General features: G+C 60.6%; 17 protein-coding genes. 10 read left to right on the forward strand and 7 right to left on the reverse strand.

Annotated elements, in window-relative coordinates:
* Window positions 1–6: 6 nt before the first annotated feature.
* The 3 genes from I6L38_RS04795 to yciA all read left to right on the forward strand — a co-directional run bounded on the left by I6L38_RS04795 (window position 7) and on the right by yciA (window position 2,623).
* A complete protein-coding gene (locus I6L38_RS04795; protein WP_005299251.1) occupies window positions 7–1,005 on the forward strand; it encodes a LacI family DNA-binding transcriptional regulator in 999 nt (332 codons plus the stop codon).
* 258 nt (window positions 1,006–1,263) lie between these two features.
* On the forward strand, window positions 1,264–2,076 hold the full coding sequence (locus I6L38_RS04800) for an NAD-dependent epimerase/dehydratase family protein (RefSeq protein ID WP_024942823.1): 813 nt from the start codon (window positions 1,264–1,266) through the stop codon (window positions 2,074–2,076).
* Between the two features lie 148 nt (window positions 2,077–2,224).
* Entirely contained in the window at window positions 2,225–2,623 is a 399-nt protein-coding gene (yciA, locus tag I6L38_RS04805; protein ID WP_024942822.1) for an acyl-CoA thioester hydrolase YciA, read from the forward strand.
* A 6-nt stretch (window positions 2,624–2,629) separates the two neighbouring features.
* On the opposite strand, the gene I6L38_RS04810 is transcribed toward yciA, so the two are convergent.
* On the reverse strand, window positions 2,630–2,854 hold the full coding sequence (locus I6L38_RS04810) for a hypothetical protein (RefSeq protein WP_005299261.1): 225 nt from the start codon (window positions 2,852–2,854) through the stop codon (window positions 2,630–2,632).
* Between the two features lie 111 nt (window positions 2,855–2,965).
* Here I6L38_RS04810 and I6L38_RS04815 point away from each other — a divergent pair, with 111 nt between their 5' ends.
* Window positions 2,966–3,811, forward strand: coding sequence for an endonuclease/exonuclease/phosphatase family protein (locus I6L38_RS04815; RefSeq protein ID WP_010634455.1), 846 nt, complete (start codon window positions 2,966–2,968; stop codon window positions 3,809–3,811).
* A gap of 65 nt (window positions 3,812–3,876) precedes the next feature.
* Here the strand turns inward: I6L38_RS04815 and I6L38_RS04820 are convergent, their stop codons facing one another.
* Both I6L38_RS04820 and gloB read right to left on the reverse strand, forming a co-directional pair.
* A complete protein-coding gene (locus I6L38_RS04820; protein ID WP_017779259.1) occupies window positions 3,877–5,424 on the reverse strand; it encodes a LysM peptidoglycan-binding domain-containing protein in 1,548 nt (515 codons plus the stop codon).
* Window positions 5,425–5,494: 70 nt separating this feature from the next.
* On the reverse strand, window positions 5,495–6,259 hold the full coding sequence (gene gloB / locus I6L38_RS04825; protein ID WP_216989217.1) for a hydroxyacylglutathione hydrolase: 765 nt from the start codon (window positions 6,257–6,259) through the stop codon (window positions 5,495–5,497).
* Window positions 6,260–6,330: 71 nt separating this feature from the next.
* Here gloB and I6L38_RS04830 point away from each other — a divergent pair, with 71 nt between their 5' ends.
* The gene (locus I6L38_RS04830) at window positions 6,331–7,053 is read left to right on the forward strand and encodes a methyltransferase domain-containing protein (RefSeq protein ID WP_010634452.1); all 723 of its coding nucleotides are present in this window, start codon (window positions 6,331–6,333) and stop codon (window positions 7,051–7,053) included.
* A gap of 43 nt (window positions 7,054–7,096) precedes the next feature.
* On the opposite strand, the gene rnhA is transcribed toward I6L38_RS04830, so the two are convergent.
* Window positions 7,097–7,561 carry a ribonuclease HI gene (gene rnhA, locus I6L38_RS04835; protein ID WP_005299276.1) on the reverse strand — a complete coding sequence of 155 codons (465 nt, stop codon included), beginning with the start codon at window positions 7,559–7,561 and terminating at the stop codon, window positions 7,097–7,099.
* Window positions 7,562–7,613: 52 nt separating this feature from the next.
* On the opposite strand from rnhA, the gene dnaQ reads away from it, so the two are divergent.
* Window positions 7,614–8,348, forward strand: a complete 735-nt coding sequence (gene dnaQ, locus I6L38_RS04840; RefSeq protein ID WP_005299278.1) for a DNA polymerase III subunit epsilon — start codon at window positions 7,614–7,616, stop codon at window positions 8,346–8,348.
* Complete coding sequence (locus tag I6L38_RS04845; RefSeq protein WP_216989218.1) at window positions 8,345–9,613, forward strand: TIGR03503 family protein; 1,269 nt, start codon at window positions 8,345–8,347, stop codon at window positions 9,611–9,613. The genes dnaQ and I6L38_RS04845 overlap by 4 nt, the downstream gene beginning before the upstream one ends.
* 94 nt (window positions 9,614–9,707) lie before the next feature.
* On the opposite strand, the gene I6L38_RS04850 is transcribed toward I6L38_RS04845, so the two are convergent.
* Together I6L38_RS04850 and fadE are read right to left on the reverse strand one after the other, a co-directional pair.
* A complete protein-coding gene (locus I6L38_RS04850; RefSeq protein ID WP_005299285.1) occupies window positions 9,708–11,225 on the reverse strand; it encodes an HD domain-containing phosphohydrolase in 1,518 nt (505 codons plus the stop codon).
* Between the two features lie 165 nt (window positions 11,226–11,390).
* Entirely contained in the window at window positions 11,391–13,847 is a 2,457-nt protein-coding gene (gene fadE, locus I6L38_RS04855; protein ID WP_024942819.1) for an acyl-CoA dehydrogenase FadE, read from the reverse strand.
* Window positions 13,848–14,092: 245 nt separating this feature from the next.
* Here fadE and lpcA point away from each other — a divergent pair, with 245 nt between their 5' ends.
* From lpcA to I6L38_RS04870, 3 genes are all read left to right on the forward strand, one after another.
* Window positions 14,093–14,671 (forward strand): D-sedoheptulose 7-phosphate isomerase, encoded by a 579-nt coding sequence (lpcA, locus tag I6L38_RS04860; protein ID WP_005299294.1) that lies wholly within the window; start codon window positions 14,093–14,095, stop codon window positions 14,669–14,671.
* A gap of 152 nt (window positions 14,672–14,823) precedes the next feature.
* A complete protein-coding gene (locus I6L38_RS04865) occupies window positions 14,824–15,603 on the forward strand; it encodes a class II glutamine amidotransferase (RefSeq protein ID WP_005299296.1) in 780 nt (259 codons plus the stop codon).
* Window positions 15,604–15,922: 319 nt separating this feature from the next.
* The gene (locus I6L38_RS04870; protein WP_005299299.1) at window positions 15,923–16,258 is read left to right on the forward strand and encodes an Hpt domain-containing protein; all 336 of its coding nucleotides are present in this window, start codon (window positions 15,923–15,925) and stop codon (window positions 16,256–16,258) included.
* Window positions 16,259–16,309: 51 nt separating this feature from the next.
* Here the strand turns inward: I6L38_RS04870 and yvcK are convergent, their stop codons facing one another.
* Window positions 16,310–17,221 carry a uridine diphosphate-N-acetylglucosamine-binding protein YvcK gene (yvcK, locus tag I6L38_RS04875; RefSeq protein ID WP_024942818.1) on the reverse strand — a complete coding sequence of 304 codons (912 nt, stop codon included), beginning with the start codon at window positions 17,219–17,221 and terminating at the stop codon, window positions 16,310–16,312.
* Between the last annotated feature and the right edge of the window lie 33 nt (window positions 17,222–17,254).

Below are 17,254 nucleotides of genomic sequence, written 5' to 3' on the forward strand. Positions count from 1 at the left end.
TTGATAGTGGCAACGATTAAAGACGTTTCCCGGTTGGCTAATGTGTCCATTTCAACTGTGTCGCGAGTCATCAACAACACGGCGCAGGTGGCACCAGAAAAGCGTGAGGCCGTATTGGCGGCCATGAAGGAACTGAATTTTCGTCCCAACAGTTTTGCTCAGGCGCTGGTCAGCAAGCGCTCCAACTGCATCGGCGTGCTGGTGGGGGATCTGTGTGGTGGCCCCTTCTTCGCCCAGATGATGCGCGGCATCGAGAGCGTGGTGGACAAGGCGGACAAGTTCACCATCGTCATGTCCGGCAATCACGACGAGGTGCGCGAGCGTCACGCCATCCAGGCGCTGCTGCAGCGCCAGTGCGATGCGCTGATCCTGCACAGCAAGGCGTTGCCCGACGAGGAGCTGAGCGAGCTGGTGGCGGGTAGCACCCCAGTGGTCTTCATCAACCGCCAGGTGCCGGGCGCCGAAGATCGCTGCGTCTGGCTGGACAACCAGGCCGGCATCACCACCGCCTGCCAGCACTTGCTGGATGCAGGTCATCGCAAGATTGCCTTCGTCACCTCGGACGATGAAGAGTTCGTCGATGGCCAGCAACGGATGGCCGGGTATCACCACGCCCTGCAGCGGGCCGGCATCGCTCTTGATCCTGCCCTCATCGGCCGCGCCTTTGCCGACGAGAACGGTGGCTACGTGGCGATGGGCGAGCTGCTGGATCGGGGGGTTGAGTTTACCGCCGTGCTCGGCTTCAACGACGCCATGGTGGCGGGGGCCATCTCTTGCCTGCTGGAGCGCGGTTACAAGATCCCGCAGCAGATTTCGGTGGTGGGCTTCGATGACATTCCCTATGCCCGCTACATCTATCCCAAGCTCACCACGGTGCGTTACCCCATCGAGGAGATGGGCGGCCGGGCCGCCGAGCTGGCGCTGAGCCTGCTGGATCACAAGCCGGCCGAGGGGCTGGAGCTCAAGTTCGAGGCCGAGTTGGTGAGACGGGAATCCGTCGCCTGAGTGGTCGACATTGGCCCTGAACGGGCCAATGTCGCTCCCGAATTTTGCAGAAAAATTGAAAGCGTTTTCAGAAATCCTTTTCAACTGTGATCCGCTTCAAAGCTTTTTGGACTGCCTGCCACTAGCATAGGCCCCACGAATTAGGAGCCTACGCTCCCGATTTTCCCGCTGTGGGAGGTAACTGGTTAATCCAGCTATTTCCTTCGTTACTTTCGACGGTCATCATGGATGGCCGTTTTTTTTTGCCAGGATTTTGTCATGACAACAGAGCGTGAATACCAGACCGGGATCGTGGGGGCAGGCTGGCTGGGACTGCCGCTGGCCCGGGCGCTGCAGGCCGAGGGCCGCCAGGTGGCGGTGACGGTCAGCTCGGCCGAAAAAGCCGCGCAGCTGACAGCAGAGGGGGTGAAGGCCTGGCCGCTGCAACTGGGCTCCGGGCTGGCGGTCCTGCCGTTTCGCTGCCGCGAGCTGGTGATCTGCGTGCCGCCGAGCAAGGTCGAGGATTATCCGACCGCCATCGCGCGGGTGGCTGAATTGGCTAAGGGGGCCGGCGTGCAGCGGTTGCTGTTCGTGAGCGCCACCTCGGTCTGGGCGCCGGGGCAGGGGGAGGATGAACACCCCATGCCTGCCCACGAGCGCGGAATGCGGATGCTGGCCGCCGAGCAGGCGGCGATGGGGGCCGGCATTGCATGCTCCATGGTGCTGCGCCCGGCCGGGCTCTACGGGCCAGAGCGCCATCCCGGCCGTTTCCTGGCGGGCAAGACCCTGGAGGGGGGCGGCCAGGCGGTGAACCTGGTGCATCTGGATGATGTGGTGGCCGCCTGCCTGCTGCTGCTGAAACAGGGCAAGGATGGGGATGCCTACAACCTGAGTGCGCCAGTGCACCCGCGCCGGGAGCAGTTCTATCCCTTTGCCGCGCGCCAGCTGGGCCTGCCGGCCCCGATCTTCATCGAGCCGGTCGGCCGGTTTGCTCCCGTCGAGGGGCTGCGCATCTGCGAGCAGCGCGGGTTTGTCTACCGCTGGCCCGATCCGGCGCACTGGTTTGCCGAGCTGGCAGCTCGGGGGCACTGAGCATACTACCCGGTGCTATGTGTGAGTATGGCGGTGGGGCACAGGCGGCTCCGCTCCTTGGTCGGGCCTGCCGTTTGACGGGCAATTGAGGTTTGCCAAGGGGGAGCTCGCCCCCTATCATGCCGCCATCCATATAGAGAGAGCGGTAATGATGGTAGATACAAGACGTCACCCCGATGGGGAACTGTTGTTGAGAACCCTGGCAATGCCAGCCGATACCAACCCCAATGGCGATATCTTCGGGGGCTGGATCATGTCCCAGATGGATATAGGTGGGGGCATCATGGCCAAGGAGCTGGCAAAAGGACGTATTTGTACCGTATCCGTCGAGGGCATGACCTTTCACAGCCCGGTCAAGGTGGGAGACGTGGTGTGCTGCTACGGGCGCTGCCTGAAGATTGGTCGCAGTTCCATGCGGCTGAAACTGGAGGTGTGGGTCAAGCCGGTACTGCGTGAAAACGAAGCCCAGCGCTACTGCGTCACCGAGGGGATCTTCACCTATGTCGCCATCGACGAACAGGGAAAATCCCGCCCGGTACCGGTCTGATCCGGGTCAGATAAGCCGGGCATTGATGATGGATATTTCCTGCTCAAACCCGGTTTTTTGCCGTATCATGCGTTCCAGCATCTCTTCCGAGCCGACGCACTGCTGGGTGTCGAACAGGCAGAGATCGCACTGGGGATCCCGTCTGATCTGATAGACGGTGGAAAGCTCCACTTGATGACAATTTCCTTGTTGATCATAAAACGTCACGCGGTACTGGTGCTGTCTCGCCATCGTTGAATTCCTTCTGGATGAGCCGGGCCGGACACGAGTTATGAGCCTAGTCGGCAGCGATGACGTTTGGGATGGTCATGACACAATGCAGAGGCAGGTGGTTGTTAGCCAATGAAAAATAGTTATCGCATTCTGGGTACGTCGCTGCTGACGTTGGGACTGGTCGGCTGTTTCGAGGTGCCGGATCAGGATCACCTGGTCACGGCGCAGGGCATCATCCCCGGCGCCAGCTGCCAGAAGCCGCCGCTGGTGGCGCTGGCCTCCACCGCCTTGCCCCGCGAGTTTGGCATTACCGTCTGGAATCTCTACAAGGGTCAGCGCAAAAACTGGCGCGAGGGACTGGACGAGTATGCCAAGGCCCAGGATCTGGTGCTGTTGCAGGAGTCGGCGACCCGCCCCGAGATGCTGGCGTGGCTCAAGGCCGGTGATTTCCAGTGGCAACAATTGCAAGCCTTTACTCAGGGCGGCGTCTCCTTCGGCGTGATGACGGTGGCCAAGACGCCGCAGGCGTTCGTGTGCGGCGTGCGCTCGCCCGAGCCGCTGCTGCGCATCCCCAAATCCGGTCTGGTCAGCCTCTACCCGTTGCAGGGAGATCCTGACGGCGTGCTGGTGGTCAACCTGCATGCGGTCAACTTCGAGCTGGGGATGGCGACCTTTCGCGAGCAGATCAACGATCTGACCGCCCTCATCCATCGTCACCAGGGGCCCGTCATTCTGGCCGGGGATTTCAATACCTGGAGCGACAAGCGGGAGTTCTGGCTGAAGCGGCTGGTAAGCGATCTGGGGCTGCAGGAGGCGATCCCGATGCCGGATCTGCGCCGGACCGCCTTCGGCCGGCCGCTCGATCACCTCTACTACCGCAATCTGGATCTGGTGGAAGTGAGCAGCCCGGCGACCGATGCCTCGGATCACAATCCCATCGTGGCCCGTTTTGCGGCCCAGGCCATCACCCCCTGAGCCCTGCTCCAGATAAAAAAATACCCCGCATCAGGCGGGGTATTTTTTTATGAAGTGATGAACGATCAGCTGTTGTTCTTCACGAACAGGGTCAGCTCCTGACCCGGTTTGAGGTAATCGCTCTTGCCCAGCTGATTCCAGCGCATCACATCCATCACGGCGACCTGAAAGCGGGCTGCGATGGAGGAGAGGGAATCGCCGCGGCGCACCTGATAGACCATGGACTTGTTGCCACCCTTGCCCTGCTTGGGCCAGACCACCAGCTTCATGCCCGGTTTCAGGGCCGATTTGGCGTTGAGACCGTTCCACTTGGCCAGCTCGTCATGGGTCACCCCGTGTGCCTGGCTGATGCTCCACAGATTGTCGCCGGCCCGTACCTTGTACTGGATCTTGCCGCTGCCACGGCTGGCGAGCTGCTGTGGCTTGCTCTGGACGCTCTGGCTGACCACCGGTTTGCTGCCGCTGGTCGGGATCATCAGGGTCTGACCACGGCGCAGGTTGTTGCTGCGCAGGTTGTTGGCCAGCTTGATCTGCTGCACGCTCACCCCGTGATTCTGGGCGATGCGGGAGAGGGTGTCGCCACTGGTCACCTGATAGGAGCGGGTGCGGATGCGCTCGCTCTGCGGCAGGTCGGCCAGGGCCAGCTCCAGGGTATCGGCATATTCAACCGGTACCAGCAGGCGATAGGGGCCCTTGGGCGAGGTCGACCAGCGGGTCAGCGCCGGATTGACCTCTTTCAGCTGGGCCGGGCGCAGGCCCGCCAGCTGGGCTGCCACGTTCAGGTCGATCTGACCTCCCGTGTTGACCACCCGCAGTTGCGGTTTGTTGGCCAGCACCGGCAGGGTGACATTGTACTTGTCCGCATTGCGGATCATGTCAGCCATGGCCAGGATCTTGGGCACGTACATCCGGGTCTCGCGAGGCAGATCGAGCGACCAGTAGTCGGTCGGCCGGCCAGCCTTCTGATTGCGGATGATGGCGTTGCGCACCCGTCCTTCACCGGCATTGTAGGCGGCCAGCGTCTGCAGCCAGTCGCCGTCGAAGAAACGGTTCAGGTACTCCAGATAATCCAGCGCGGCATTGGTGGAGGCCAGTACATCGCGGCGGCCGTCGTACCAGTTGTCGTGGCGCAGGCCGAAGTTCTTGCCGGTCGCAGGAACGAACTGCCACAGACCCACCGCATTGCTGCGGGAACGGGCGTGGGGATCGAACATGCTCTCGATCATGGGAATGGTAATAAGCTCCATTGGCAGCTCACGCCGTTCGATTTCCTCTACCATCAGATACAGGTAGGGCTCAGCCCGGCTGGCAATGGTCGCCAGATGCTTATCATTGCGCAACAACCAATCACGCTGCTGGCGGACACGGTCGTTCTCCTGCGGATCAAACTGCATATCATCGCTGATACGCACCCACAGGTTATCGGTGTCATCCAGTTCGTCGATCTGTTCGTCACCGAACAGGAAGCGCGCAGAATGTTTTTTATACGCTTTTTTATTGACTTGGGGGGACTTGATCGGCTCGATTGCCGTTAGCGCCCGGTCATCCTGATGGCTCAGGTTTTGGCAGCCGCTGAGAAACAGCGCCGCCAATAAGGCCGTTCGTACCTTCATCTCGCTCAGGTCATCTTTGGGAAAAACAGCTCGCATCATAAGGGGCAATGGCCCCCTGATCAAGGTTTGTTCAAAAAACATCCTTCCATTGGCGCAGGATCGTGAAGGTATCTACCGGATTTTCCACGCATTTCAGAGCGTGTTTCTCAGCAGAAAATTTCACAGAATCCAGTTCGCAACGCAGAAAAACATTGAAGCGCTTCTCATCCCCCAGCCGTGAGGGGAGACTCGGCAGGCCCTGCTGGCGCAGCTTGCTGATCAGCCCGATCTGTTGCTGGATCGCCTGGTTGTCGGGCTCGACAGCGTGGGCGAAGCGCAGGTTGGAGAGGGTGTACTCGTGGGCACAATAAATGAGGGTGTCATCGGGCAGGGCGGTGAGGCGCTGCAACGATCCGAACATCTGGGCCGGGGTCCCTTCGAACAGGCGGCCGCAGCCGGCACTGAAGAGGGTGTCGCCACAAAACAGCATGCCGTGACCGTGGTAGGCGATGTGGCCGTGGGTGTGGCCGGGCACGTGGATCACCTCGAGGCTCAGGCCGTGCCAGTTGATCTGATCCCCGTCATCGAGCCACTGGCCGTGGTGCGCCGGCATGGGGTCAAGCTTGGGGCCATAGAGGCGGGCATGGGGAAAATGTTCCAGCAACTCGCCCACGCCGCCCACATGGTCGTGATGGTGGTGGGTGAGCAGGATGGCATCCAGTTGCAGCTCCAGCACGGCCAGCCGTTCCAGCACGGGAGCGGCCTCGCCCGGATCGACGACCAGGCAGTGATTTTCGTGTCGGATCAACCAGATGTAGTTGTCGTTAAAGGCTGGAACTGTGATCACTGGATACATGAGTCTGCTTCTCTTTATGGAGGGTATCTTATATAACTGGATGGCGTTCGAACCCCAAGTTGAGCCCTATTATGCAGGTGGCACGTACCGAACAACAAATCGAGATCCCGACCAGCTGGTCGGCACTGCCCATGGGGGACTGGGTAGCGGCCGAGATCCAGGAGCGACTCGACAGCTGGTGCCCGCATCTGTTTGGTTATCATCTGCTGAAGGTCGGCGCGTTGAGCGCCGAGCTCTCCTGCGGTTGCTCCTCCATTCGCCACCAGATAGGGGTCGCCCCTGGCGGCCGCCTGCTGGATCTCAAGGGGGATCCGCTGGCCCTGCCGGTACGCACCGGCAGCGTGGATGCCTGCCTGCTGGCCCACTGTCTCGATTTTTCACCCGACCCGCACCAGGTGCTGCGGGAGGCGGAGCGGGTACTGACCGACGATGGCTGGCTCATCGTCAGCGGCTACAATCCGCTCAGTCTGGTGGGCATCGGCCACTGCCTGCCTTTCCTGCGTCAACATCTGCCCTGGTCCGCCCGCATGTTCACCCCGGCACGGGTCACCGACTGGTTGCAGCTGCTTGGCTGCGAGGTGATGTTTGACGAGCGCTTCGGCTATTCATTCATGGGCAGGCAGAGCCGGATCGGCTGGTGGCGGGAGAGTGTGGGGCGGGATTACTGTCGGCCGTTTGCGTCTGTCTACGTGATAGCGGCGCGCAAACGGCGCTTCCCCCTGACACCGGTGCGCCGTCGCTGGCGTCTGCCGGGTTCCATCGCCACGCCGGGGATGGCGCGCCAGGGCGGCTAGTCGTCAGCCGCCGGTCAGACTCATGCGTCAGAGGGGAAGGCGGTCAGGGTTGATAGCCGGTATCTTCGGCCAGCTGTTTGCCGCTGGCGGCCTCGCGGGCCAGCTCATCGCAGCGCTCGTTCTCCGGGTGTCCGGAGTGCCCCTTGACCCAGAGCCACTCGATCTGGTGGCGACTGACTTCCGCATCCAGCGCTTTCCAGAGATCGACGTTCTTGACCGGTTGACGGTTGGCGGTCATCCATCCCTTCTTCTTCCAGCCGATGATCCACTGGGTGATCCCCTGGCGCACATACTGGCTGTCGGTGGTGAGGCGCACCTGGCAGGGCTCGTTCAGGGTGCGCAGCCCCATGATGGCGGCCATCAGCTCCATCCTGTTGTTGGTAGTGAGGCGAAAGCCGGCGGCGATCTCCTTGCGATGCTTGCCGTAGACCATGACGGCACCATAACCACCCGGGCCCGGGTTGCCGAGGCAGGAACCATCCGTATACAAATCAATCTGTTTTAACATGAGGCTTGGGGTAAACTAGCGGGTAAAGCCGAAGTTTGACATAGATTGGATCATGAGCACACCCCAACTGAATCGCCAGATCATTCTGGATACTGAAACCACTGGTATGAACACGGCCGGTGGCCCCGTCTATCTGGGACACCGGATCATCGAGATCGGCTGTGTGGAGGTGATCAACCGCAAGCTGACCGGGAACCACTTCCACGTCTACATCAAGCCGGACCGGCTGGTGGACCCGGAAGCCATCCAGGTGCACGGCATCACCGACGAGTTTTTGCGTGACAAGCCGTCGTTCAGCCAGATTGCCGACGAGTTCATCGAGTTTATCCGCGGCGCCGAGCTGATTGCTCACAACGCACCGTTTGACGTGAGCTTCATGGACTATGAGTTCAGCAAGCTCGGCCTCAACTTCAAGACCGCCGACATCTGCGGCATCACGGATACCCTGGCGATGGCGCGGGACCTGTTCCCGGGCAAGCGCAACAACCTGGACGTGCTGTGCGATCGCTACGGTATCGACAACTCGCACCGTACCCTGCACGGGGCCTTGCTCGATGCGGAGATCCTGGCAGACGTCTACCTGTTGATGACGGGTGGCCAGACCAAACTGAACCTAGCCACCGAGAGCAATGAGAATGAAAGCAACCAGGACACCAGTATCCGGCGGCTGGAGAGCAACCGTCCGCCGCTCAAGGTGATCCGGGCCAGTGCCGAGGTTGAGGCGGTACACGAGGCGCGGCTGGATCTGGTGCAGAAGAAGGGAGGAGCCTGCCTGTGGCGGCAATGAGCAAGCTATGGGGCGGCCTGCTGCTGCTGGCCTCGCTGACGGCTGGGGCCAACGAGGTATTTGCCCCCTCCGACATCCCCCTGCTCGATAATCGCTTCCGCATCGATTACGGGGCGAAGGAGATCACCTTCATCGTGACGCGCAAGCCGGGCACTCCGTCGGTGATCCTGGTGCGGCCCGATGGCAGCAAGCTCTATGTGAGCAAGGTGACGCCGCCTGATGTGGGCTGGCTGGCGCTCAAGGATCAGGATCTCATCACCATCCGCAACCCTATGCCGGGCCCCTGGCAGGCCATCGGCGAGGTGGACCCCGACAACCGGGTGCGCCTGCTGTCGAACATCAAGCTGGAAACCGATCTGTTGCCGACCCAGCTTTATCAGGGGGAGAAGGTCAAGCTCAAATCCTGGCTGCTGATCGACGACGCGCCACCCAAGGATGGTTATTACCTGTCCGATCTCGGCATGACGGTACGGCTGCAGCGTTTCAATGACGCCAAGCCGGAAGGGGAGCCGGTGGTCGATGAGGTGCTCGGTCACTATCGTGACGATGGCAAGGGGCTCGACGAGGTACCAGGCGACGGCATCATGACCGCCGAGGCGGTGCTGGATGTGCCTGCCGGGAAATACCGGGCCATGTACAGCACGGGCAATCAGGTCTTCTCCCGTGCCCGCTATCAGGATGTGCTGATCTATCCGCTACCTGTCAGTTACTCCCTCGCGCCTCCCTCTCAGGAGTTCGGGGCCAAGCTCTCCTTCCTGATCGACGTGGATGAACTGGATCCCGCTTCCGTGGTGATCCAGGGCAAGGCGACCAGCGCGGTCGGGACCAGCATGCCGTTCAATGCGGTGGCCACCGAACCCAAGGTGGAGGTGGATCTCTCTGCCATCAAGGAAGTCGGCCAATATGAGGTGACGGCCACCCTGTTTGGCACAACCCGGCTGGGCCGCGAAATTCAGGTGAGCCTGCCAGTCAAATCCTTCAATATCTTCCCGGTGCTGGCAACGCCGCCATCGGCCGCCTCTGCCGCGTCAGAAGCCTCGGCGGCAATTCCGAGCCAGGTCAAATTCGAGGAAAAGGAGAGCGGCGGCTGGCTGGTCTGGCTGCTGGGTGGCGCTGGCATATTATTGCTGCTCCTGCTCGGCGGCGTGGGCTTCATCGTGCTGCAAAAGCGGCGGGCGCTGAAAAAAGCCATGGCATCGCAAAAAGCCGAGAGCGAGAGCGCCAAGCCGGAGGCCAAGCTGGATCTCAACCTGCCCGAACAGTAGGCGAGGGGAATGCTGGAAGCAGTAAAAAGCCGCCTGTCAGGGCGGCTTTTTCTATATGGGCAGATTATTGGGGTGGTTGAACAACCCATCCAGCTCAATGTTCCCCGACGTAGATATCCTTGTGCTGTTCGCGGATCTCGAGGAATTTATCGAGGTTGGCCAGCATCAGCTCCACCAGCTGGGGGTCGAAGTGCTGGCCTTTCTCCTCCTGGATCAGCGCCAGTACCTTGTCCAGCGGCCAGGCCTTCTTGTAGCAGCGATCCGAGCCGAGTGCATCGAACACGTCGGCCAGCGCCACCACCCGCCCTTCCAGCGGAATGGCATCGCCCTTGAGGCCACGGGGATAGCCGCTGCCGTTCCACTTTTCGTGGTGGTTGCCGGCGATGGTGGCACCAATCTGGAACAGCGCCAGATCGCTGCCGGAGAGCATGTCCTGCCCCAGCTGGGCGTGGGTCTTCATGATCTCCCACTCCTCCGGGGTCAGCTTGCCCGGTTTGTGCAGGATGGCATCCGGAATGCCCACCTTGCCGATGTCGTGCAGCGGAGAGGCGCGCTTGATGAGCTCGCTCTGCTCCTCGCTCATGCCCAGCAACTGGCAGAACAGCTCGGTATAGAGGGCGACCCGCTTGACGTGCAGGCCGGACTCCTTGGAGCGGGTCTCCACCAGTTCGCCAATGCGGTAGATGATCTCGCGCTGGTTGTCGGCGATGACCTCGTTGAGTCGGATGTTCTCCAGCGCCACTATGATGTTTTCGGTGAACAGGCTGAGCAGGCCCGTATCCATCTGGCTGAGCTGGCGAGTGGTCTCGATGTGAAACAGCAGATGATGGCGTGGATTCTGGCAGTAGAGCACCATCTGGTTGCCGTCATAGACGTTGGCGCGATTGTTCATGGCCTGACGCAGGATGACGGGAGCGTCGGCCAGACGCAGCGACGGATGGCCCGGCAGCAGAGGTTCCAGGATCTGATCCCGTACCTCGTAGGCATACTGCTTCACATCATAGATATGTGAATCTTCCAGATTGAGCAGGGCACTGAGCTGCTCCTGGGCCCCTTCGACAAACTGCCGCAGTGCCCGCTTCTCGAAGATCCCCTTGGAGGCCTCGATGACCTTTTCCAGCCCCTGGCGGTTGCTCTCGAGAGTACGGATGTCGCGATAGGAGCGCAGGCTGGCTCGCAGCAGGGTGCGCAGCTTCTGGGAGGTGAGCTCGGTCTTGTCCTTGTAGTCGTTGATGTCGTAGTTGCTGACCACGTCATCTTCCGGGGCCTGGCCCGGTTGACCGGTACGCAGCACGATGCGCACCATCTTGTTTTGCAGATCCTCGCGCACGAATTTGACCACATCGAGACCGGCGTGATCGACCTCCATGACCACGTCCAGCAGCAGCAAGGCCACGTCCGGGGTCTTGGCGAGCAGCTCCTTGGCCTGAGCGGCTGAATAAGCATGCAAAAATTCAATGGGTCTATTATCGAATTCAAACTTGCTCAGGGTGATCTTGGTGATGCGATGCACTTCGGGCTCATCGTCCACAATCATCACCTTCCATCCAGCCTGCTGGTCGTCGAGAAGGGGCAGATCGTCATCGTCAATAATCAGGATTTGGTCATCCATCATGCAATCCTGTTTGGGATCCTGTGCTTACATTAACTGCTTCACTAAGGATAGGAAACTTATTGGGAAATAAAATTTGATCTGTGAAATCTCTTTGTCGTCATCCTGATCCTGCCCCATAAAAAACGCCTCCACTTGGGAGGCGTTTGACTATCTATAGGGCGTTCAGGCGGCTCTGTGATAGGCCGATGGCTCGAACAGGGCCTTGTTGGCGACCAGCTCGATGGGATCAAAATCATCGACGTTGATGGTGCGCAGACGGCTCTCTTCGGCGCGGCGCAACAGGTCCGCTTCGGTCTGGTTGAGTACCCCCAGCGTCAGGCCGGCTTCCGCCACCTTGTCCAGCTGCATAAACGGACGCTTTATGCCGTCAGCCTTGCATACTTTCTCAAACAGCGGCTCGGCAGAGAGCACGTCGTCCAGCGCTTGCTCCAGCAGACCGAAGGGGTTGCCCTCTTCGCGGGTGAGATACTGACCCTGGGCCAGTCGACTGCGGGTTTCGCTCGGGGTTTGCAGCAGGCGGGCTACCTGGTTGTCCAGCTTGTCGCTCGGACGTTTCAGGTCGCGCCCCAGTGGCAGCACGATGACGCGCAGAGCCAACCCAATCCAGCGGTTCGGGAAGTTGCGCAGCAGCTCGTCGATCGCCTCCTGTGCCTTGAATAGGGCATCCTGCAGCGCCCAGTGCAAGAGCGGCAGATCTGCGTGCTGGCGACCCTCGTCCTGATAGCGCTTGAGGGCGCTGGAGGCCAGATAGAGCTGACTCAGCACGTCGCCGAGGCGGGCGGAGACCCGCTCTTTACGCTTGAGCTCGCCGCCCAGAGTGCCCATCGCCATGTCCGACAAGAACGCCAGGTTGGCAGAGAGGCGGGAGAGCTGCTGGTAGTAGCCCTTGGTCTGATCCTTGAACGGCGCGGCGGCGAAGCGGGCACCGCTCAAACCCAGCCAGAAGCTGCGCACCAGGTTACTGATGGCAAAGCCGACGTGGCTGAATATCGCCTTGTCGAAGTCCTTGAGGGCCTGCTCCTGATCCGGGTGGCTGGCCGCCAGCATTTCGGGCAGCACGTAGGGGTGGCAGCGGATTGCGCCCTGACCGTAGATGATCATGCTGCGGGTCAGGATATTGGCCCCTTCCACCGTGACGGCGATGGGTGCGCCCTGATAGCCACGGGCCAGGTAGTTGTTGGGCCCCATGCAGATGGCCTTGCCGCCGTGGATGTCCATGGCATCGATGATGCACTTCTGGGCACGATCGGTGAGGTGGTACTTGACGATGGCGGAGATGACCGAGGGTTTCTCGCCCAAATCGATACCGGTTACGGTCAGTTTGGCGGCGGCGCCCATGATGTAGGCGTTGCCGCCGATGCGGGCCAGCGGTTCTTCAATGCCTTCCATCTTGCCGATGGGCAGCTTGAACTGACGGCGGATGCGGCTGTAGGCGCCGCTCGCCAGGGCCAGCATCTTGACGCCGCCGGTGCTGTTGGAGGGCAGGGTGATGCCGCGTCCGACCGACAGGCATTCGACCAGCATGCGCCAGCCCTGACCGGCCATGGCCGGGCCGCCGATAATGAAATCGAGGGGGACGAACACGTCCTTGCCGCGGGTCGGGCCGTTCTGGAACGGTACGTTGAGCGGGAAGTGGCGACGGCCGATCTCGACACCCTTGATGTGGGTCGGAATGAGGGCGCAAGTGATGCCGAGCTCTTCCTCGTCACCCAGCAAGTGCTCGGGGTCACGCAACTTGAAGGCGAGGCCCAGTACGGTGGCGATGGGGGCAAGCGTGATGTAGCGCTTGTTCCAGGTCAGGCGCATGCCGAGTACTTCTTTTCCTTCCCACTCGCCCTTGCAGACGATACCGAAGTCGGGGATGGAGCCTGCGTCAGAGCCCGCTTCCGGGCTGGTGAGGGCGAAGCAGGGGATCTCTTTGCCGACCGCCAGACGTGGCAGGTAGTAATCCTTCTGCTCATCGGTGCCATAGTGTTGCAGCAGTTCGCCCGGGCCCAGCGAGTTGGGCACGCCGACGGTGGAGGCGAGTACGGCGCTGGCGCCGCACAGCTTTTGCAGCACGCAGGACTGGGCGTAGGCGGAGAACTCCAGGCCACCGTACTTCTTCTTGATGATCATGGCGAAGAACTTGTTGTCCTTCAGGTATTGCCACACCTCGGGGGAGAGGTCGGCCCGCTCATGGGTCACTTCCCAGTCGTTGACCATGCGGCACACCTCTTCCACCGGGCCGTCCAGAAAGGCCTGCTCTTCGGCAGAGAGGGTGCTGACCGGGATGGCGTGCAGCTTTTTCCAGTCCGGGTTGCCAGCAAACAGGTCGGCTTCCCACCAGGTGGTGCCCGCCTCAATGGCCTCTTTCTCGGTGCGGGACATCTCCGGCATGATGGATTTGTAGAGTTTGAACAGCGGCTTGGTCAGTTGATTGCGACGAAAATCCACCAGATTGAGAGGTATGGCGATCACCGCAAACAGTACCCAGACCAGCAGGGGAACGTGGCCATAGAGGGTGCCGGCAATCAGGGCTGCCGCCGTGGCAAGCGTGGAGGTGAACAGAGACGCCCGGCGATAAGCCATGGCGCCGATCACCAGGATCACTCCGAGCAGAGTGAGGGTCGTCGTCATTTTTCGCTCCTTGCATGAGTTGCCGAAATTGGGTGAACTGGGGGTTAACTGATCCAGAGGTCTGACCTGTTGGATGTGGCCTCTGTTGTAATTCATACGCACAAACTTATCAAGCTGTTTACAAGCTTGTTACCTTGGCTCTGTGATCGGCATAACGTAGTGTCGGCGCCATCTTGACGGGCGGGGGGCGACTCCGGGATTGGCTTGTGCGACAATGGCGCCGCCCATATTTTGGAAGAGACATCATGTACCAAGAACTGATCCGCAATGAATTGACCGAAGCTGCCGGCGTGCTCCAGGCGTTCCTGGCAGATGAGCAAAATCTGAAGAACATCGAAGCGGCCGCCAAGCTGCTCGCTGACTCCTTCAAGCAGGAAGGCAAGGTACTCTCCTGTGGCAACGGTGGCTCCCACTGTGACGCCATGCATTTTGCCGAAGAGCTGACCGGTCGTTATCGCGAGAACCGCCCCGGCTACGCCGGCATCGCCATCTCCGATCCCAGCCACCTCTCCTGCGTTTCCAACGACTTTGGCTACGACTACGTCTTCTCTCGCTATGTGGAAGCGGTCGGCCGTCGCGGCGACGTGCTGCTTGGCATCTCCACCAGCGGCAACTCCGGCAATATCCTGAAGGCCATCGAGGCGGCTCGTGCCAAGGGCATGAAGGTGATAGCGCTGACCGGCAAGGATGGCGGCAAGATGGCCGGTCTGGCCGATGTGGAGATCCGGGTGCCGCACTTCGGCTATGCCGACCGCATTCAGGAAGTGCACATCAAGGTGATCCACATCCTGATCCAGCTGGTCGAAAAAGAGATGGCCAAGTAAGGATGTGATCCCGCGCCGGAACCGCTGAATCCTGCGGGTTTATGTTCCGGCCAGCGTGATCCGGTGCAAGAGGTCGGCCGGCAGAGTTCTGAATCCCCGCCGGGCGACCCCTTGAACGTGCGACGATCAAGTAAGCAAGGAGCCCGCAGCCTATGTGCGAACTGCTCGGCATGAGTGCCAATGTGCCGACCGATATCTGCTTCAGCTTCACCGGCCTGATGCTGCGCGGCGGCAAGACGGGACCCCACAAGGATGGCTGGGGCATTACCTTCTATGAAGGAAAGGGCTTTCGTACCTTCAAGGATCCCGAACCCAGCGCCCAGTCCCCCATCGCCAGGCTGGTGCAGGCGCTGCCCATCAAGAGCCGCGCCGTGGTCAGTCATATCCGCCAGGCCAACCGTGGCTGTGTGTCGCTGGAAAATACCCACCCCTTTACCCGCGAACTGTGGGGTCGTTACTGGACCTTTGCCCACAACGGCCAGTTGACCGGCTACAAGAAGCTGGCCACCGGGCGACACAGGCCGGTGGGGGATACCGACAGCGAGCACGCTTTCTGCTGGTTGCTCGAGCGGCTGGAGCAGAAATACCCCAGGCGCCCTGCCAATTTCCCCGCTATGTTCCGCTATCTGGCGACCCTGTGCGACGAGCTGCGCAGCCTCGGGGTATTCAACATGCTGCTGTCGGATGGGGAGTTCGTGATGACCTATTGCAGCAACAACCTCTACTGGTTGACCCGGCGAGCTCCATTCGGGGAGGCACGTCTGCTGGATGAGGATGTCGCCATCGATTTTCAGAGCGAGACGACCCCGAACGATGTGGTGACCCTGATTGCCACGCGGCCGCTGACCGGCAATGAAGACTGGGTCAGGATGGCGCCTGGCGAGTTCAACCTGTTTCGGCTGGGTGAGCGGGTGTCTGCCGATCAGAAGTGATAACACCCTGATCTCAATGTAAAAAAATACCAGGGTAGAATCCTACCCTGGTTCTTCGCAGCAGCCATACAGGCAAAAGGGATGAGAGAGGTGTTGCTGAGTCGCATCATTCTCACGGCTGTCATTGTTATTTAATTGTTAATTTATTGGCAACCATTATGTTGCAATCCGGCCATCTATTGTCTGGTTAGGCGAGCTCGATCACGTTTTTCATCCTATGCCCCGTGCGGGTCTAATTGTTGGCAGGGAAGCAGACGTGACGGTACCATGCCGGGCATCTATAGTATGGTCTGTTTGAATACCACGGGAGGATGATGAAATGGAGTGGCTGGATCAGAAGGTATTGCGACAATTGGCGGAAGATATCGGCCAGGAGATGATGCCGGTGGTGATCTCGGTGTTTATCGAGGAGGTGGGCGAGCAGCTCACTCAACTACGCCCGCTCTATGAGCGGCAGGACTGGACGGCCCTGGCCCGGCTTGCCCACAGCATGAAGTCTTCTTGCGGCAGTTACGGTGCTCAAGTCAGCTATCAGCAGGTGATGGCGCTGGAGCTCGCCTGCAAACAAGCGGATGGGGCCGAGGTCGCCCGTCTGCTCAACGAGCTTGAACAATCCTTGCCCCAGGTGCTCTCCCACCTTGCCAACTACCATTGAGCCCGGGCAGCCGGCGCATGGGCGCCGGACTTGCCAGACTCCACCTGCCCGCTAACGTTGATTGACCAGTTGTTGGATCACCCTGTCCAGGGCCAGTTTCAGTTTCAGGCGATCATGGCGATGGGGCAGCGCGGCTTCACCCAGATCGGCCTGGATCAACCTGCTAGCCAGTTCAGGTTGGTACTCTCCTGCAGGAGCCAGGATGGCGTCGAGCCGTCCCGTACCGACCCGTGATTCCAGCCAGCGCCACTGATCGAGCAGGCTGAGCTGGCCAGCCGGGCCATTCTCCGCCACCAGATTGCAGATGAACACCAGCATGGCGTTGCTCTCGTTGATGGCCTGCGCCACCTCCGCCAGCAGCAGCGGGGGCATGATGGAGGTGAGAAAACTGCCGGGCCCCAGAATGATCATGTCGGCCTGCTCCAGCGCCTGTACCGCCTCGCGGGTGGCCGGAACCTCGGGGCTCAGGCTGAGTGAGAGCGGCGGGGTATCGAGCTGATCGATGGATACTTCCCCAAGGATCTGGTTGCCACAGACGGTGTGGGCACACAGGTCGGTGGGAAATTCAGACATGGGTAACAATTGTGACTCTATTTTCAGCATGTCGCTGATGAGCTTGATAGCATCAAGAGGGCGTACGCAGAGGTTGTCGAGTGCCAGCAGCATCAGGTTGCCGAGGTTGTGGCCGGCCAGTTCACCACGACCGGCGAAGCGATACTCGAACAGCAGGCTGCCGATGCTGGGATCGGTGACCAGTTGATTCAAACAGTTGCGCAGATCACCCCAGGCGATACACTCCTGGCTCTTGCGCAGTCGTCCGGTGGAGCCGCCATCATCCGTGGTGGTGACGATGCCGGTCAGGCGCGATCCCAGGAACGAGAGGGACGAGAGCACGCGGCCCATGCCATGGCCGCCACCGATGGCGACGACCCGGTCAAAATCATTGATGTTCTTTTGCCACATGCGGCTGTCCTGTGCTTGGTCTCGATTGAGAGC

The sequence above is a fragment of the Aeromonas sp. FDAARGOS 1408 genome, from assembly GCF_019048665.1.
GTDB classification, from domain to species: domain Bacteria; phylum Pseudomonadota; class Gammaproteobacteria; order Enterobacterales; family Aeromonadaceae; genus Aeromonas; species Aeromonas dhakensis.

Excerpts from the sequence above, each read along its gene's own strand:
- I6L38_RS04800 (WP_024942823.1), top strand. The coding sequence starts at position 1,264 with ATGACAACAGAGCGTGAATACCAGACCGGGATCGTGGGGGCAGGCTGG.
- yciA (WP_024942822.1), top strand. The coding sequence starts at position 2,225 with ATGATGGTAGATACAAGACGTCACCCCGATGGGGAACTGTTGTTGAGA.
- I6L38_RS04810 (WP_005299261.1), bottom strand. The coding sequence starts at position 2,854 with ATGGCGAGACAGCACCAGTACCGCGTGACGTTTTATGATCAACAAGGA.
- I6L38_RS04815 (WP_010634455.1), top strand. The coding sequence starts at position 2,966 with ATGAAAAATAGTTATCGCATTCTGGGTACGTCGCTGCTGACGTTGGGA.
- I6L38_RS04820 (WP_017779259.1), bottom strand. The coding sequence starts at position 5,424 with ATGAAGGTACGAACGGCCTTATTGGCGGCGCTGTTTCTCAGCGGCTGC.
- gloB (WP_216989217.1), bottom strand. The coding sequence starts at position 6,259 with ATGTATCCAGTGATCACAGTTCCAGCCTTTAACGACAACTACATCTGG.
- I6L38_RS04830 (WP_010634452.1), top strand. The coding sequence starts at position 6,331 with ATGCAGGTGGCACGTACCGAACAACAAATCGAGATCCCGACCAGCTGG.
- rnhA (WP_005299276.1), bottom strand. The coding sequence starts at position 7,561 with ATGTTAAAACAGATTGATTTGTATACGGATGGTTCCTGCCTCGGCAAC.
- dnaQ (WP_005299278.1), top strand. The coding sequence starts at position 7,614 with ATGAGCACACCCCAACTGAATCGCCAGATCATTCTGGATACTGAAACC.
- I6L38_RS04845 (WP_216989218.1), top strand. The coding sequence starts at position 8,345 with ATGAGCAAGCTATGGGGCGGCCTGCTGCTGCTGGCCTCGCTGACGGCT.
- I6L38_RS04850 (WP_005299285.1), bottom strand. The coding sequence starts at position 11,225 with ATGGATGACCAAATCCTGATTATTGACGATGACGATCTGCCCCTTCTC.
- fadE (WP_024942819.1), bottom strand. The coding sequence starts at position 13,847 with ATGACGACGACCCTCACTCTGCTCGGAGTGATCCTGGTGATCGGCGCC.
- lpcA (WP_005299294.1), top strand. The coding sequence starts at position 14,093 with ATGTACCAAGAACTGATCCGCAATGAATTGACCGAAGCTGCCGGCGTG.
- I6L38_RS04865 (WP_005299296.1), top strand. The coding sequence starts at position 14,824 with ATGTGCGAACTGCTCGGCATGAGTGCCAATGTGCCGACCGATATCTGC.
- I6L38_RS04870 (WP_005299299.1), top strand. The coding sequence starts at position 15,923 with ATGGAGTGGCTGGATCAGAAGGTATTGCGACAATTGGCGGAAGATATC.
- yvcK (WP_024942818.1), bottom strand. The coding sequence starts at position 17,221 with ATGTGGCAAAAGAACATCAATGATTTTGACCGGGTCGTCGCCATCGGT.